Below are 16459 nucleotides of genomic sequence, written 5' to 3' on the forward strand. Positions count from 1 at the left end.
GGTAGACATTCGTCTACCCAAACAAACAGATCGACGATATGATGTTTTTGTAAAGCACTCATGTTTGTTTCCTCTTTTAGCTAGCACTTCAAGAGTAGCAAAACGGGTGCTTTATGTGTTGGGGGTTTCGTGATTCACGGAATCAGCAGTTTACAATATTAATTATTTATTGTAAAAGAAATATCACACAGTACAACCACTTGCTGCCGGTGGTTAGCGAAAAATCTAGTTGTCAATGAAAAGTTCATGAGTATAAAACTGCCCTAGCAAAAGGCAGGAAAATTTTGGATTGTAAGGAGTTCGTGACTCTCGCGTGAGGTGATGTCCGTGTGGACACCCAAGCAGTTGTGCGAGGGTGTCCACTGGACCGGTCTACATCAGGTGTCGAGCTATCCTGCCGCTGTCTTTGCAAGCACAGCTTCTTCGTAGTCGTAGGTGCACTCCAGGGACGCATCGAGCATCCGCCAGGCGTTCTCGAAGTGCTCTCGGACGATTGCATCGCACACTGCGAAGATCTCGTCGCTCACATGGATTTTGTCGAGCAGGCGCTCGTGGCTTTCTTCGATCTCCAGATGGGTGGTACCGAAGTATCGGAGGTTGAGTCCACTGTGTGCCTGGTAGTCTTTCAGGGCAGGGTGATACCCCGAGATCATGGCGTAACTCGAGCCTTCGATGGCTTCTAGGAAGCACACCAGCAGCACAGGGTTGTCCATGACGCGGAAGCAGATCTGCATCATCTCGTAGGCGTAGGTCCGCATGAAAAGGTGCTCTTTGGCGAAGAGCACTTGCTCTACGTCGTCCAGCATGATGCTGTCGATCTTCATTCGTTCTTTGTAGTCGGAAATCAGCAGCCGGAAGTGGTGCATGTCGTCCTTGGCATGTTCCACGATGGCAGCACTCAGGTCATCCGGGTTTGATCCATACTGCCGTGCGATCAGGTCCATCATGTCCGAAAAGATCACGCTAAATACGACAAATTTGTTCAGTTGACTGAAACGCCGCTCTAGTGGCAGTCTGATTCCATCTCGGATGTATGTGAAGATGTCGTGCGCCCTGTGACGATCAGCCAGCTCCATGATAAGCCGGTGCAGCCGATCATTGTTGATTCCGCCCGTGGCCATTTGCATTCCCTCGCTCAGGCAACGATATTCTCGCCGCTGCTGTCGTAGAAAGACACGAACTCCTTATAGAGGTTACTCACAGACAAGCTGTAAGCCGTTCTATTATGCCGCTAGAGTGAATAAAGTCAAGATGCAGATCTACATTTTGCGCAGACAAAGCTACTAAAGGCTTGGTATACATCCCACGCTTCGAACCCCATCATTGCTGACTTTCTTCTTGTTGCGCGTAAGCTAGAGCAGCTTGGCTCCGTTTACCATAAAGACAAGGTCACTGTCATTGAAAGGCTAGAGGCGTAAAATGCCCAGCTCAAAATTGCGGGCTCTCGCCGCTCAAAAGCGCAAAACCCTTTTTCATCACAGTGAGCTCCGGATCGTTGGCTTCGCGACCGGCAGTAAACATAGATTCCAATTCGTTTTCAGCGATCCAGGCGTAGCTCGAATGATCTTCAGGAACCAGCTCAATGCTTTCATTGCCGTCCTCAAACTGGGCAAAGTAGATAATCTCAACCGAGTGCGTGCCTTTAATCTCATTCATATAGTCAAAGGTGGCGAATGGATCGCCAACAGTTACTTTCTTACCAAATTCCTCTTGAATCTCGCGCTTCAATGCGGTCACCAAATCTTCGCCATAGTCCACATGACCCCCTGGCACATTGTAGACGTTCGGCAGAAACTTTTTGGTCGCGGCCCTTTTTGGCAGAAAAACTTTAGTTACGCCATCAAATGTATGGTGGATAAAAGCACAAACTGTGATTACTTGTTGGCCATGCGCAGGTGTCTCGCTATCATGGGAAATTTTACTCATAATCTAACTATATCAAAGACTAGGTTCCAGAATCATACATATGGCCGTCATAAGGGATTCGAACCCCATTCTACAGAGGTGAGCTATGGCAAAATAAAAAGTGCTCTGAATTGTGGAGCACGTTCACCTCTGTTATCAAATCTGGCTGGGGATGAGGGATTCGACCTTGCCACGCAAAACAAATGTTTTGCTCATAGCAATTTTTGAACACAGTTCAAAAACCAAGGGCGGGCGACAGCCACAGGCTGTCCCCGTTCGAATCCCGCCTCGCTCAGCAGACTAAAAAAGCCAGACACATGGTCTGACTTCCTTAGTCTGGCTGGGAATAGTGAACTTATTCCAAACCTTTTATATCATGATTTGTGGAGTCTGCTATGGTCGAAATTAGCAACGAAATGTATGAGCGGCTCCGGCAGATTTTGGAAAAGCAAAACGGAAAAACATACACATTTGAAGAGGTAAAAGAAATTGGTGATGGGTTACTAGATCTCTACACTCTACTCATAAGTATATATACCGAGGCAGAAGAGCCTATGCTCGAGGACGGCATGACTAATGCTAAGTCTGGGACATTATGACTTCGGCTAGCTCCCAATGAGTATGACCACTAAAAACTAGCGAGTTGTTGCCCTTTGCCGGTTGCTTATTTCATTTATGCGCACATACTGCTTATGGTTGTTCCTGATTATCTGTTGAAGGTCTATACGGCCATCATCGTCACCGATATCTTCGATGGATATTACTACCGCAAATGGCTGCATAAAACTGTCGTCATCCGCATCGCCACGAGTTTGAAGCGTTAAACGTAACTCCCATTCACCACCGTCATACGATCTTGAGGAGTAGGTCCGCTCGAGGCATTTTATCGTATACCACTTTGGTTTATAGCTGTAGTCGGAGTCATCTGCTTTGCCAGAATTCCTCAACTTTTTCCGAGAGTTCACCTTGTAAAGCGTCATTGTAACGTCGCTCTGGGCCGTATCTACTTCGTCGTTCGGATCAATCGGCGCAGTGTATGCAAGTGTAGCACGTACATTCAACTGCCTTTTTAGATTTTTAAGTTCATCTGGAATGGTAAAACTAATTTTGCGTACAGCTTCACGAGTTTTGGATCGTGGTGGTACGCCACCAATTTCGCCGCTAATTACATAAACCACTCTAGTCTTATCGGCAAATAGCACGTTCTTAACATCAGGAACGCCATGGCCGACAATCTTATCTAGATCCGTCGAGTTGATTAGTGATGTTTCATTTGGGATATAACTCGCCGAGTGGATAGTTAGCGCTTTGGCAAGATCCACGGCATTATCGTAACCGGACTCTTCGACGACTGTTAGTGCTTGCGCAAGTTCGCCACTTACAACTGGAGTGGCAAAGCTTGTGCCAACATTCTCATACAATTCATTCTCCACTACGCTTAAGCCTTTCACGCCTTGATCGCGCCAAACTCCTGTTGCTCGCGCATTGCCGCCATAATGGACGAGATCTGGTTTTCGTATGCCATCAAAGCCTGTTCTTGTGAATGGAGACGGCTCATTAACTTGTGCCAAAGAGTCTTTGTTTGCCTTGTCTGCAAGCGCACCTACGGATATGCCGTTGATCGAGTCTCCCGGTGAGTTCAGTGAAGAGTCCGGTTCCGATAGTACGTCTGGATATTGCCGTGTATGAAAATCGTCACGGTTTCCTGCCGACACCACAAACACTACACCATAGTTATGCTGAAGGGCGTCAAGCTCGCGCGTTAGATATGACTTCTTATTATGTGCGCAAAGGTCTGTCATGCCTAGAGACATGCTGTATTCCTTAACATCTGGGAACGTCTTTATTGCGTCTTCAAGGTAGCCAATCAATTCGACTGGCGTGGGGCCGTCCTCGCCTTCCATGACCTTGACATCGACAACTTTGGCGTTAGCGGCTAGCTTGTTGTTATCAAATAACTGATCTTCAATGTCATTACCGAAGATAGTTCTGCTTGCCGCAAGTGTAGCATGATATTTATCGCTATCTGGGTCAGTGGTGTAGTCCTTGCGGTCTACAACTAGATCTTCAAGAACATCTAGCTCGGCAATGCCGCCGTCAACGATGCCTACGATTGTTTTAGCGTTGCTGAGGTCTATATCAGCTTTCGTGATAGGGTATGTGGTGTTGATACTTTTGGTCACCACCCCGATGTGATGCATAACCTCGAACTTGGCGAATGGGTTTTCGTAATCGTCATTTGTAATAAGATCGACATCATCCGCAGAAAATTCACCAGTTAAAATTTTGGCTCCTGACGGTGACACCATATATTCTGCTTTTATACCACGCGTTTTGATAAGTTCGTCGGCAATCTTTTTTGCGTTCAGTGCTGATATTGATTTATAGAAATACGCTACGCCAAGATTCTCTTCCTCGACTATTCCATCTAATTTTTGCTCTTTGCTGACTCGTGAGATCTTAGTGATTGCTGAGAGCAGCGCCGGTCCCTTGTTCTTAAAGTTACCGTCATCGTTTAATTGTGGAACGTACTCGAAATCCGCCAATGCCTGTTCAAATTTTTCCAGCGCCTCATCCGTACCTGAGATTACCAGCTCATTAGTATCAAGCCGCTTGTTCACGTCAAGCCCATAATCGTCAAATAACTCAACTGGTATGCTGCTTTTCGCTGTTGCTTTAGGGTCAAGCTCGATATCCAGAAACGAAAGCTGTTCAGGGTTTGATATCTTCGGCTTTTCAGCCTTAGCCTCACGAGTAACTTCTTGCAGATCCTTAATACGCTGCTGCTTATGCTCATTGAAGTTGATTGGGTCACCAAAAAATGTGTAGCCCTTGCCACCGCCCTTGGTGGCCTTTGCACTTTGCGTGCTTGGTATTACAAATGGTAAGTTCTCATTCATTTCGTTCCCCTCTTAGATACCAAGTAGTGAATGGTTGCGTGAGGTATGCCGGTCATACTTTCAAGCATTTCGTAAGTAAAGTACTTCTTATTGACAGCCCAGAGCGCCTTTACTACTTTTTTAAGTTCATTTACATCAGTAGTGTCCTTCGAGTTAAAACGTTTTTTACGGTATTTGGTTTCGGTCAGCTGCTTGAAGATCTGTTCTTCAAATGTAAGCTTGTCGAGGCTCAAGACTGAACGCCTCATAGTTTTTGTATAAATGCGCTGGATGTCGTGACCGGTAAATTCAGTGGCCAGTTCGCCTAGAGTATCAATTGCATCATCCTCTATATTCTTATGATCTTTGAGGTACAGATTAAACATCTTTCTTCGCGAGGCAAGATCGATATCATCCATATCAAGCTCATAGGTAAAACGCCTACGTATTGCTGAGTCAATCATTTCAATATGATTGGTGGCAGCTATTAGGAGTACATCATCATTTAGCGTGTCTATGTTTTGAAGGATGGCAGTTACGATACGCTTAGCCTCGCCAATGTCCATTTCATCGGCCCGGTTTTTTGCAAGCGACTCAAACTCATCCAGAAATAAAATTTGCTGCTCTTTACCGACAAACAGCTCACTAACATTTTTACCGGTTTCGCCCATGAATGAAGATATGAGCTTGCTCACATCTACATCTACTATCGGTAGGCCCAGGGTGCCGGCAAGCGCACTGGCTAAGTAAGTTTTACCGGTACCAGGTAAACCGTAAAATATTACCTTAGTACCATGGGATAGCCCTGCCGCCTTAAGCTTTTTACGGCTATTCCAAGTTTGGATTATTTCATCCACCACAAGTTGGTTGCGTTTCGATAACACCACATCATCAAGAGTTACGTCAGCCGACGTATCCATTGCGAAGGTAGGAGCCGCCGGCACCTGCTTAAGTGATGACTGCGTGACCTTTCTGTACATTTCATTGGGCTTAGAGTAAATATCACGCAAAGCCTTTGCTACACCTTTTTTGCCCTTTTGTTCGCTACTACGTACTAGCTTTTGAATTGTTTTATCAAAGAGCTCATCGCTACCCGACTTGTGCGCTTTTATTAGTTCAACTATTTCGGCTGTAGAAAACATAATCTTATTCTATCCAAAAAACGCGGATAATGAAAGTTTTGGATATAACAGATAAGAGATTATACGAATGATTGATTTTACGAGATAAGGGATTCGAACTTTTCCAAACTTTTCCAAGGTGTAACCATTGTCCGCTAAACAAAAAGATGCCCAAATTCGGACATCTTTCTTAATTGAATAATCTCATGGCTGGGGCGGCAGGGTGAAACGCACGCCTGCACCCGTCCTCGGAGCAAGCTCCTGTGGGCGGGCTTGCCGACCGAACCTGCGAATTGCGGCCTGCTGAAGCAGTCTGCTTCGCAGAACCGGACCCTACGATCAAGCAGTAAAAAAGCACCGACCAAGGCCGATGCTTTTTTACTGGCTGGGGATGAGGGATTCGAACCCCCGATCGCGGAACCAGAATCCGCTGCCTTACCACTTGGCCAATCCCCAGTATTATTTTATTTTACCCTATAACGGGTTCGAATTATTAATTTATAGGGATTCGACTCACCTTCGGCGACCACATTCTGCGGTCCCGACACTGACATTATTTGAAGCAAGCTTCAAATCAGTCAGGTGTCCTTGCGATGAGCCTTGGGACTTATCTCACCCGAAACTTCTGCCTTGGCACGTTCCGCGCCCCCGAACTTTTTATACTACAAACAAGTTTGTAATCTAAAAAGCTTCCTTGCGAACAGCCACAGGCTGTTCTCACACTTGGCCAATCCACAGTAACTTACTCTATTTTACCCTAGAGCAGGGCTTAGGCTACTAATGCGCGCGTCCGATGCCTATTAACTTCGGTGATTATACTAGAAACATGCCAGCATTTCCAGGAGGCAGCGTTGCGCGGGTATATTTTGTTATGGCATGGTGCTTACGTTGTTGTGCTTTTTTCAAACAACTTGTACAAGCGGGTCATGCGGAGTACTGTAAGGTTGTTACGGCAATTGGTCCGTAGCGTTTATTTTTTTAGCAAATATTATAAGCGGTATTTTGTCTTCCAGCGATGCTGGGAACATAGAAGACAAATGCCGTTTTTATTTTTTGCAAACGGGCATGCTAATAAGAGAGGGGATTACGATGAGTGTTATTGAAATCGAGCCTTTTGCCGCTGGCGATATGGAAGGCTTTGGCGGGATAGACCGTACTGAGGAGATTGAACTAGCTGGCTTTACAGCAGGATCTGTTGCGGAACACGCAGCCACTCTGGCCCGGGCGGTACTCGAGGCCGTCGCATCTACCAAGACAGTCAGATTGCCAGGCAACGAGACGCCAGTGGTTTACTGCACGCAGGAAGACGGATCGCTCGTCGCAGATGGCTAACGCATGAGAAAAGAGGCTGATTCTTATAAGAAAACAGTTCTGATTGCCTCGCATTCAGGAGATAACAATTGGCGCCCAGTGACAAATGAGCTTCGAGACCGCGGTTATAAGGTAGTGGTATACGAGGCTGATAGAGTTGCAAAAGGGACAAGTTCTTTGCGTATAGGCATTAACCTGCAGGATGGACTGCGCATAGAATACATGGGTCGTCAGCTTGAGCCTCATGATATAGCTGCTGCTTGGTACCGCAAGCCATTCGTCCACGGAAACAGCGCGACTTCTAGATCATCGCTTGAACAGCAGCAAAAACATATACAATATTCTCTCTGGCACGCCATCCCAGAAAAGGCCTGGCTTAATCCGCCGGGCCGTATTTTGCATGCCGAGCATAAGCTCACACAACTACTAGCAGCCAGGCAGATCGGGTTTACCATTCCAGAGACTGTGGTTGCAAATCAGTGGGAGCCAATTCAGCACAGTCTGCCACATTCGGTGATCTTCAAGCTTCCACGTGCCATGGTAGAAGTGGATGGCCGTGAGCAGATAGTGCCCACTACACCGTTTATAAATAGCCCGTCTAGCTTACCAAAGAACAGTAATCCTTTTCCTGGGCTCTGGCAGCCGCGGCTTATCAAGAAACGTGAATGGCGGGTAGTGGTTGTGGGCGATCGTTTATTTGCTGGCGCCATCTACACCAAAGCAGCTGCTAAAGAAGATTGGCGTATACACTTTTTTACAGATGCCGTGAAAATTCGCAAAGCTTCGTTTCCGGCCGACCAACAAGCCCTGTGTTTTTCATACTTAGAGAAACTGGGGCTCAAGTTCGGGGTGTTTGATTTTATAGAAGACACGGACGGAAAGATTATCTTTTTAGAATGCAACCATAATGGCGAATATGGCGAATTAGCGAACGACTTGAGGCTGCCAATTACTGAGGCAATTGTTGACGAGTTGGATCGTATTGCTACTGCGTAAGCCGAGGTTGGTCTAATTATGCAGGACGGTCTGCGAGAAGATAACCCAGCAAGCGGCCACGAACAGCAAGAAGCCAATGAGCAGAATCATATTGCTGACATGTCGCTTTTTCATACTCACGCAGTATACTATGCATGTGCCTCCGTTATTGTGAGGAAAATAACATCATACCTGTACATATTTATGAGTAATAAACAGACAGCTTTGCGGGGGGTTGGGATAGCCGGCGCATGCCTGAGCGTGCTGCTGTATGCCAGGCAGCCCAGTTTTCCTACGCCCGACAAATTGCTAGTTTTTCTGACGTTTGTGTTTATGGCCTTTGGCCAAGGCTGGCAGTTTTTTAAGCGACTGGCTCCATTTGTGTTGCTGCTGTTGGTGTATGAGTCTTTTCGTGGACTGGTGCCGTCACTGAACAGCAACGTTAACTACACCTTTATGGTGCATGCGGATCGTTTCCTGGGCTTTGGCATGTTGCCCACCCAAGCGCTGCAGGCCTGGCTATGGCATGGCTCTGTGCAGTGGTATGACTTCTATATCTACTTGGTTTACATGTTGCACTTTGTGTTGCCGTTTGGGTTGGCGCTGCTGATATGGAAATATCGCCCCAGGGTATATTGGAACTATATCAGCGCTTTTGTCACGCTGTCTTTTGCTGGCTTTTTGACCTTTCTGGCTTTTCCGGCAGCCCCACCATGGATGGCCAGCCAGCAGCAAATAATTCCACCGGTCACCCGGGTGTCCAGCCATGTGTGGGCGGCGCTAGGTATCCACGACTTTCCGTCGCTCTATAACCGGATATCGCCCAACCCGGTAGCTGCCATGCCGTCGCTGCATGCAGCCTACGCCACGCTGCTTGCCTTGTTTGTGTATAAGCTCTTTGGTAAAAGGTGGGGATTGGCCGCCAGCATATATCCGCTGACTATTTACTTTGGAACGGTCTATCAGGGCGAGCACTACCTAATAGACGCTGTTGTGGGTGCCTTGTATGCTGGCACGGCTTTTGCGTTGGCACCGGCTGTGCTGCGCAGCATGCAGCGTTTGTGGGAAAACATTTTGTTAGAGGAGTGGGTGGTCATACATACGGCTGAAGAACTTGCACTGCAAAATGCATATGCTACTATAGAAGACATTAACAATTAAAAGATATACAGAAGTAGCGAGAGTTCTAGCTTTACGACCTGCTAGCAACCTGTCCATAAGGATAAGGTGCTCCATCTAGACCCGGTTTCCGGGAAAGATATCGTTGCTCTAGCACGTCCTTTCTCTGGGAGACCAAGAAAGGATTTTTTAATGCCCAAAAGCATTCATATCAGAGACCGCATTCAACGGAAGCCCAGCCTGGTGGCACGCTGCGTCAGTTTTGCGCGTCGTCGTATCCTACAGATACGCCTCCTTGCAAGAACTAACACATCGCACTCACCAGTGCTGGCTTCCGCTCTCGAAAGGGGTCTCTAACATGAACGCTCCTAAGGGTGCAACACTATTTACCAGCGAGTCCGTCTGCGCCGGACATCCGGATAAGATCTGCGACGCTATTAGTGATGCTATCGTGGACGCGGCACTTGCACAGGACCCTCACTCACATACGGGCATAGAAACGGTAGCCGGGGCCAATCAAATATGTTTGTTTGGCGAGATCAAGACCAAGGCCAAGCTAGACTATGAAAAAATTGTCCGTGATGTCGTAAAGAAGCACGGCTACACCGAACCGGCCTGGGGCTTTAGCCAAGAGTCGAGCTTTAGCAATGATATACACGAGCAGTCTCCAGAGATTGCCTTGGGCGTAGACCAAGACGGCGCCGGCGACCAAGGTATGATGTTCGGCTATGCGTGTGACGAAACGCCAGAACTGATGCCGCTGCCTATTGCCATAGCTCATGCACTGACTCGTCGGATAGATGAAGTCCGCGAGAAAGGTATCCTGAAATGGCTGCGCCCAGATGGCAAGGCGCAGGTAACCGTTCGTTACGAAGACGGTGTGCCGGTGGCTATAGAAAAACTGGTGGCAGCTGTAGCGCATCATGAAAAAACGACAGCCGTACAAGTTCGCGCAGATATTATCGAGCATGTGTTCGAGCCTGTCCTGAAACAGTACAAGTTCAAGCTGCCAAAAGACACTGACATTGTGGTGAACGGCACTGGTCTGTGGCATATCCCAGGACCCGAGAGCGACGCCGGACTAACGGGTCGCAAAATAGTGGTGGATACGTATGGCGGCTACGCCCGTGTTGGTGGTGGTGCTTTTAGCGGCAAAGATCCCAGCAAGGTAGACCGCTCAGGCGCCTATGCAGCGCGCTACATTGCCAAGAACATTGTGGCTGCCGGATTGGCTCGTCGCTGTGAGGTTGGTCTGGCTTACGTCATTGGCAAACAAAAGCCCCTCATGCAGACCATAGACACTTTTGGCACAGCGACCGTGACAGAAGAAAAACTGTACGAATTCAAAGACAAGCTGATAGACACGTCGGTAAAGGGAATTATCGAAACCCTGGACCTGGCCCGTCCTATCTATAGCCAAACCAGCGCCTACGGTCACTTTGGCAAAGCTGGCCTGCCATGGGAGAAGGTCGTCTAGCTGACGACAGGGGCTGCGGTAGAGGAAGTGCCTGGCGGCCATGTGCTATTTAGGCCGCCAGGCTTTGACGATGGCCCGGTCTGGGCGCTGGATCTTAGCTGGCTGATGCTACACAACTTTTTCGGAACATCAGGCAGAAACTATAGCATTTTAATTTTTCTGTAATTATTCTCTCAAGATAGGCATAAGCGAGATGATAGAGTAGCTGATGTTACGAATTCTACGCGTAACATCCTAATTACTAAATCATACTATCAAGAGTGGGGTTCTATGGCGCAGGGTGAGCAGTTTGGCAACGAGGCAAATCAAGTATGGACAGCAGAGATAGGACAGGATGAATTACGGCACGAAGCCACGGCCGCCCGGCAGGCAAAATTTTTGCTAGAAGTTATAGCGACAGAGATAGAGCCAGAGCGCTTGCTGCAGGACTACAAGTCGATCCTTGTACAGAATGAAATGCGGGGCGTGTCACATTCTGGTGGTCTGTGCGCGCTCTCGTTGACGCACCGTCCCGAGGCTGACGAGCCGCTGTATGACGGAAACAACTCACAGTACAGCACACAAAACAATTCTCTGCGCGACGTCCAGACTCATCAGAAACGCTTCTATGAAAGAGATTTCTCTTTGTTCAACCCAAAGTTCGAGGGCACTGTTTTTCATGAAGTGTACGAGCGCATGCCATTTCGGATTGGCCGCATGCAGCTGAATGTGATTTCGCCACTGACTGTGTTTAGGATGCATGTAGATTCGACACCCACGGCCGACCTGGTGGTTAGTGCAGACCCTAACTGCTATATGATGTCGGCTGACACCGGAGCGTACCCATTACGCGCAGATGGCAACGTGTACGTCTTTGACACACAGCAGCCACATACTGCCGTTAACGCTTCGACGGCAGAGCTAGTGGAAGTTACTTTTACTCTGGCAGACCATGAGGTAGACCCCGCGCCCCGGCGTGAGCTGGTTTCCTCAAAGTAGCGTGAAGTCTTTGAGCTCGTCTGGCAGAAAGCCATTGCCGGGTTTGAAGTCGGCCTGCCATTTGTAGTCTTTGTTGTAGCCCAAATCTTTCATGAGTTTGGTGGGGGCATTACGCAGGTGTAGTGGCACGGGCAAGTCCGGATACTCACGGGCGGTGGCCAGTGCGCCGGCCATGGCATCTGCTACCACCCGAGATTTTTCGGTTTTTGCCAAGACGGCGGCGCAATGGAATAGGTTGTACTGACACTCTGGCATGCCGATGCGCTCTACAGCCAAAAAGGTCGAGATGGCCAGGTTAAGCGCAGCCGGAGCTGCCAACCCAACGTCTTCGCTGGCGAAAATGACCAAGCGCCGAGCCACAAACTTGGGGTCTTCACCTGCTTGCAGCATTCGTGCCAGATAATACAGGGTGGCTGTGGCGTCACTGCCACGCATGCTTTTTATAAAGGCGCTGATAATGTTGTAGTGCTGCTCGCCGGCTTTGTCGTAGCCGGGTACACGCTTTTGGGCTGCGGTTTTGACTATTTCTGGCGTAATCTTGCCTTTGCCCAACTGGCGGGCTAATTCTAGGTTGCCCAGGGCTACCCGGGCATCGCCACCAGACAGCTCGGCAAGCAGGTCGATACTCTTGGCGGGCAGTTGTTTGGCGCTGAGCTTTTCTGCCTTGGCTGCTTTTTTGATGATCTTGACGATATCGTTCTTGCTCAGAGATTCCAATACCAACACTCTGCTACGGCTGAGCAGCGGTGTAATGACTTCAAAGCTCGGGTTCTCTGTGGTGGCACCGATGAGTATGATGGTGCCATCTTCTACATGTGGCAAGAAAGCGTCTTGCTGGGCCTTGTTGAACCGATGGATCTCATCCACGAATAAAATGGTCTGCATGCCCAAGCGCTGATTGACTTCGGCATGCTCTATAACCTTCATGACATCAGCTTTGCCTGATTTGACCGCGCTCAGTTCGACAAACTCGGCCCCGGTCTCTCGGGCAATAATACGAGCCAAGGTGGTCTTGCCACTGCCAGGCGGACCCCACAGGATAAGACTGGTGGGTTGCTTTTGTCCTATGATTTCCCGAATGATCTTGCCGGATGCTATCAGGTGCTCTTGGCCAATGACGTCACTAAGAGTCTGGGGGCGCATGCGTTCGGCTAGGGGTGTTTCTGGCATGCTCCCAGTATAACCCCCCCTATGCCAACAGTTGGTGTTTGCCTGGGCTAGTAGCGGAAGTGGCGATTGCACACTGCCCAGGGCTTGCCTGTCTCGGCATTGTAGCAGTCGAGAGTTATCTTTGCCCAGGTTTTGTTATAGTTGCCAGCTTCTACTTTTCCGGTCACAGGCACCGCGGGATAGTTAGGTAGTCGTGTGGCTTGATAGACTTGCGTGACGGCCTCGGTATGCTGGCCAAATATGCCGTCTATGCTCATATTAACCCCGTACTTGTCGTGGTAAAAACCTTGGAGTGCTGCCACGCAGCCATCCTGGTTTCGTACGCCTTTGTATAAATATGGGCTAAACTTCTGGCATTCGAGTATAGACGGCGATTGTCTCAGGGCAAACGTTCTGCGCAAGCTGTACGTGCCGATGCCTGTCACCACCAATATTATGACCATCGCTATGGACATTTGTTTCATGTTTGGATAGCGGGAGAGTTTTTTTAATTTCTTTTTGGCGGGTTTATTTTTTGTAGAGGAGGTCTTGGCTGGCATGTTAAATCCTTATGCTTATGTGCCTATGGTAATTTCAACAACCAGTGGATGTCAATAGACATTAAAGAAGATGGCTAAAGAAACAACCCCAGCATGTGCTGGGGTTGTTTGCGTCCTGCGCTACGAGTGGCTATGTAATGCTACATGTGCGCGTCACGTCGTTGCGGTGTCGGGCTAAGCCGATCCAGGCGCATAGTTGCAGAAGTAGGCTGTGTTTGCAGTTGGGTTGGCATTGCAAATCCAGAATATAGCTTCCCATGTTCGTGTTCCCACTATTCCATCAGGGGATAGTTGGGGGACGTTAGTCTGAAAGCGCTTTATTGCAGTATCGGTAGCGGGTCCAATATTACCGTCCACGGCCAGGCCTGGACTGCCGCCAACACCCTTGAGGAAGGTCTGCAATGGCTTGACGCACTCGCCCGTATTTTCCCCGGGTCGCTTGGAGAGCTGTGGTCGCTTGCCTGGCGCTGCGCACCAATTAGCGCTGAGCTTCATTGCAGCCGATGCCTGTTGGGGTGCCGCAAAAGTTGCAACCGATGCCACAACAAATGCTAACGCAGCAAAAACCCCTACTATTCGTTTCGTTTTTGTCATTTCTACTCCTGATTATGTCGTCTGACCCACCTGCACTAAGGGCTAAAAAAATAACACTCTACTTTCCATAGAGCAGGGAGGTCACACGTATTTATATGTTTGTGCTCGAGCTTGTATATTTTTACGCAGCTGGCTCAGATTTCCTGTGATTTTTCTAATATTAAACGCTTATGTTTTTTGCATTGAACTTTAATTTGCCGTAATGCATGGCATGAAGTTCTGGTGAATCCAAAAACTAACCCCGACAATGCCGGGGTTAGAATACTACCTACATCCAAAGTTGCTGATCTCTAGAAGTAAGCCCAGCGGCTCGAGCACACATCCTCGTGGTTCCAGAACCAGAACGAATTGCAGTCAGCTTCGATCCGAGCCCATGTTTGTGGACCAATAATACCATCGGCAGGAAGACTGTTGGCCGCTTGGTAGAATGTCACAACATCTTTTGTCTGTTGGCCAAAAGTACCATCTATGCGTAGCCAGTTGATGTTATAAGCCTTTGGATCTTTAATGATTTATTCATATTTACCTGCAATATTTCTAACAATCTTCATATTTTCATGTATTCAGTGGCAATGGACTCCGCACTTTGATTTTGAGGAAGTACACGATAAGATGAGGCAGTATGATTAAAGCTCAAAACCTATCAAAGAAGTACCGCAAGAAAGTTGCGGTAGACGACATTTCATTCACCGTAGAAACTGGCAAGGTAACCGGCTTTTTAGGGCCAAACGGAGCAGGCAAGTCCACGACCATGCGGCTCATGCTGGGCCTGGACAATGGCGGTGGCAACACTACCTTTGACGGCAAACACCTTTCTGAATACCAGCAGCCCTCGAAGATCGTTGGCATTTTGCTAGAGGCCAAGGCCTTCCACCCCACCCGTTCGGCCCGCAGCCACCTAAAAGTACTGGCTGACGCCGGGGGTGTTCCGCACAAACGTGTAGACGAAGTGTTGGACATAGTGGGCTTGCACGACGTTGGTCGCAAAAAGCCTGGCAAATTCTCTTTGGGCATGAGCCAGCGCTTGGGTGTCGCCGCAGCATTACTGGGCGAGCCAAAATATCTTATTCTAGACGAACCAGCCAACGGCCTGGACCCAGAGGGTATTGCCTGGCTACGTGACTTTCTGAAGGACTATGCTGACGCCGGTAACGCGGTGTTTGTGTCTAGCCACCTACTGAGCGAAATGGCTCTGATGGCTGACAACGTAGTAGTTATAGGCAAGGGCAAGCTGATTGCTGACTCATCCATGAAAGACCTGGTGGCCGGCAATGGTCACTCTAGCGTGTTTGTACGCAGTAACAAGCAAAAAGTGCTAGAGACTAGCCTGACAAAAGCCGGCTGGACCACACAGCTATCTGATGGCGGCATAACTGTGCATGGTGCCAAGACCGATGATATTGGCAAGCTGGCCTTTAAAGAAGGTATTACTATATTAGAACTTGCGCCCCACATGGCTTCGCTAGAAGACACCTTCCTCGAGCTAACTGCCAACGCCCAAGAATATCAAACACAGAAAGGGGACAAATAATGCTGTCTTCGTTCAAGAGTGAGCTCCGCAAAATCCTGAGTATTCGCTCTACTTACATTATCCTTTTGTTCGCCGTGGCCATGAATCTGCTGTTTGCTTTTTATGTAACAGGGTGGCATACCGCACCAGAGGCTCTGGCAGATCCAAAGTTTTTGAGCGTTCAGGTTATATCTGCTATAAGTGCTCTGGGTTTGTTTGGTGGCTTGGTGGCAATATTGCTGGTTACGCACGAATACCGGTATAACACCATTGTCTTTACTCTGACGGCCAACAAAAGCCGTAGCCAAGTATTCCTGAGTAAGCTACTAACTATCACGTTATTTGCCGTAGTCTTTACTGCTGTTTTTGGAGCTTTGTCTCCGCTGCTGTCCCTGCTGGCCATTCATATTCGCGGTCTGGACATGGGGCATCAGACCATACAGGTGTGGCATCTTGTGTGGCATAGCCTGCTAGCGGGAATTGCCTATGTGGTTTATGCCTTTATCATTGCCATGATCATTCGTGTGCAGGTGGGCGCGATTGCGGCTATCTTCCTGATCCCGGCAACCATAGAACCCTTGCTGGGTCTAGTACTCAAGAAAAATGTGGCATATTTGCCATTCAACGCACTCAATATGTCACTTGGAACCGGCCCTCCTGATGCTATGGCTATTTCAGATAATCGTGCAGCACTAGTAGTGGTGACGTATATGGTGGTTGGATTGCTGGTTGCCTGGGTGTTGTTCCTTCGGCGAGACGCAAATTAGAGTCGCTTCTCCGGTATTGTAAAAAAGGGCTAATAATTGTATAATTATGCAGTTCTATTGGGGATTTCCCAGTAGCTCTTTCACATTTTGGCTGAATTTTTTAGTTATTTGTAG

General features: G+C 48.4%; 16 protein-coding genes and 1 tRNA gene. 8 read left to right on the top strand and 9 right to left on the bottom strand.

Annotated elements, in window-relative coordinates:
- Window positions 1-389 precede the first annotated feature (389 nt).
- Together VK694_04515 and VK694_04520 are read right to left on the bottom strand one after the other, a co-directional pair.
- Complete coding sequence (locus tag VK694_04515) at window positions 390-1127, bottom strand: hypothetical protein (GenBank protein HTE57981.1); 738 nt, start codon at window positions 1125-1127, stop codon at window positions 390-392.
- Between the two features lie 301 nt (window positions 1128-1428).
- Window positions 1429-1926, bottom strand: a complete 498-nt coding sequence (locus tag VK694_04520; GenBank protein HTE57982.1) for an NUDIX hydrolase — start codon at window positions 1924-1926, stop codon at window positions 1429-1431.
- A 374-nt stretch (window positions 1927-2300) separates the two neighbouring features.
- Here VK694_04520 and VK694_04525 point away from each other — a divergent pair, with 374 nt between their 5' ends.
- Window positions 2301-2504 (top strand): hypothetical protein, encoded by a 204-nt coding sequence (locus tag VK694_04525; GenBank protein HTE57983.1) that lies wholly within the window; start codon window positions 2301-2303, stop codon window positions 2502-2504.
- Between the two features lie 36 nt (window positions 2505-2540).
- On the opposite strand, the gene VK694_04530 is transcribed toward VK694_04525, so the two are convergent.
- The 3 genes from VK694_04530 to VK694_04540 form a co-directional block, all read right to left on the bottom strand.
- Window positions 2541-4805 (bottom strand): S8 family peptidase, encoded by a 2265-nt coding sequence (locus VK694_04530; protein ID HTE57984.1) that lies wholly within the window; start codon window positions 4803-4805, stop codon window positions 2541-2543.
- A complete protein-coding gene (locus VK694_04535) occupies window positions 4802-5926 on the bottom strand; it encodes an ATP-binding protein (protein HTE57985.1) in 1125 nt (374 codons plus the stop codon). The genes VK694_04530 and VK694_04535 overlap by 4 nt, the downstream gene beginning before the upstream one ends.
- 361 nt (window positions 5927-6287) lie before the next feature.
- Window positions 6288-6361: transfer RNA gene (locus VK694_04540), tRNA-Gln, on the bottom strand.
- 633 nt (window positions 6362-6994) lie between these two features.
- On the opposite strand from VK694_04540, the gene VK694_04545 reads away from it, so the two are divergent.
- The 5 genes from VK694_04545 to VK694_04565 all read left to right on the top strand — a co-directional run bounded on the left by VK694_04545 (window position 6995) and on the right by VK694_04565 (window position 11765).
- Window positions 6995-7237 (top strand): hypothetical protein, encoded by a 243-nt coding sequence (locus tag VK694_04545; GenBank protein ID HTE57986.1) that lies wholly within the window; start codon window positions 6995-6997, stop codon window positions 7235-7237.
- A gap of 156 nt (window positions 7238-7393) precedes the next feature.
- Window positions 7394-8212, top strand: coding sequence for a hypothetical protein (locus tag VK694_04550; protein ID HTE57987.1), 819 nt, complete (start codon window positions 7394-7396; stop codon window positions 8210-8212).
- Between the two features lie 183 nt (window positions 8213-8395).
- Window positions 8396-9352 (top strand): phosphatase PAP2 family protein, encoded by a 957-nt coding sequence (locus tag VK694_04555; GenBank protein ID HTE57988.1) that lies wholly within the window; start codon window positions 8396-8398, stop codon window positions 9350-9352.
- Window positions 9353-9668: 316 nt separating this feature from the next.
- Entirely contained in the window at window positions 9669-10787 is a 1119-nt protein-coding gene (metK, locus tag VK694_04560) for a methionine adenosyltransferase (GenBank protein HTE57989.1), read from the top strand.
- 270 nt (window positions 10788-11057) lie between these two features.
- The gene (locus VK694_04565) at window positions 11058-11765 is read left to right on the top strand and encodes a hypothetical protein (GenBank protein HTE57990.1); all 708 of its coding nucleotides are present in this window, start codon (window positions 11058-11060) and stop codon (window positions 11763-11765) included.
- Here VK694_04565 and VK694_04570 read toward each other — a convergent pair.
- The 4 genes from VK694_04570 to VK694_04585 all read right to left on the bottom strand — a co-directional run bounded on the left by VK694_04570 (window position 11757) and on the right by VK694_04585 (window position 14580).
- Window positions 11757-12935 carry a replication-associated recombination protein A gene (locus VK694_04570; GenBank protein HTE57991.1) on the bottom strand — a complete coding sequence of 393 codons (1179 nt, stop codon included), beginning with the start codon at window positions 12933-12935 and terminating at the stop codon, window positions 11757-11759. The two genes, VK694_04565 and VK694_04570, sit on opposite strands and share 9 nt — an antisense overlap.
- Window positions 12936-12982: 47 nt before the next feature.
- Window positions 12983-13474 carry a hypothetical protein gene (locus tag VK694_04575; protein ID HTE57992.1) on the bottom strand — a complete coding sequence of 164 codons (492 nt, stop codon included), beginning with the start codon at window positions 13472-13474 and terminating at the stop codon, window positions 12983-12985.
- Window positions 13475-13648: 174 nt separating this feature from the next.
- The gene (locus VK694_04580) at window positions 13649-14068 is read right to left on the bottom strand and encodes a peptidoglycan-binding domain-containing protein (GenBank protein HTE57993.1); all 420 of its coding nucleotides are present in this window, start codon (window positions 14066-14068) and stop codon (window positions 13649-13651) included.
- Window positions 14069-14358: 290 nt separating this feature from the next.
- Entirely contained in the window at window positions 14359-14580 is a 222-nt protein-coding gene (locus VK694_04585; protein ID HTE57994.1) for a peptidoglycan-binding domain-containing protein, read from the bottom strand.
- A gap of 110 nt (window positions 14581-14690) precedes the next feature.
- Between VK694_04585 and VK694_04590 the strand changes: the two genes are divergently transcribed.
- Window positions 14691-15599, top strand: a complete 909-nt coding sequence (locus tag VK694_04590; protein ID HTE57995.1) for an ATP-binding cassette domain-containing protein — start codon at window positions 14691-14693, stop codon at window positions 15597-15599.
- Window positions 15599-16345: an ABC transporter permease gene (locus VK694_04595; protein ID HTE57996.1), complete on the top strand. Its 747-nt coding sequence runs from the start codon at window positions 15599-15601 to the stop codon at window positions 16343-16345. Before VK694_04590 ends, VK694_04595 begins: the two co-directional genes overlap by 1 nt.
- Window positions 16346-16459: the final 114 nt, after the last annotated feature.

The sequence above is a fragment of the Verrucomicrobiia bacterium genome (genome assembly GCA_035489575.1).
In the GTDB taxonomy this organism is placed as follows: domain Bacteria; phylum Patescibacteriota; class Saccharimonadia; order Saccharimonadales; family JAGQNK01; genus DATHJY01.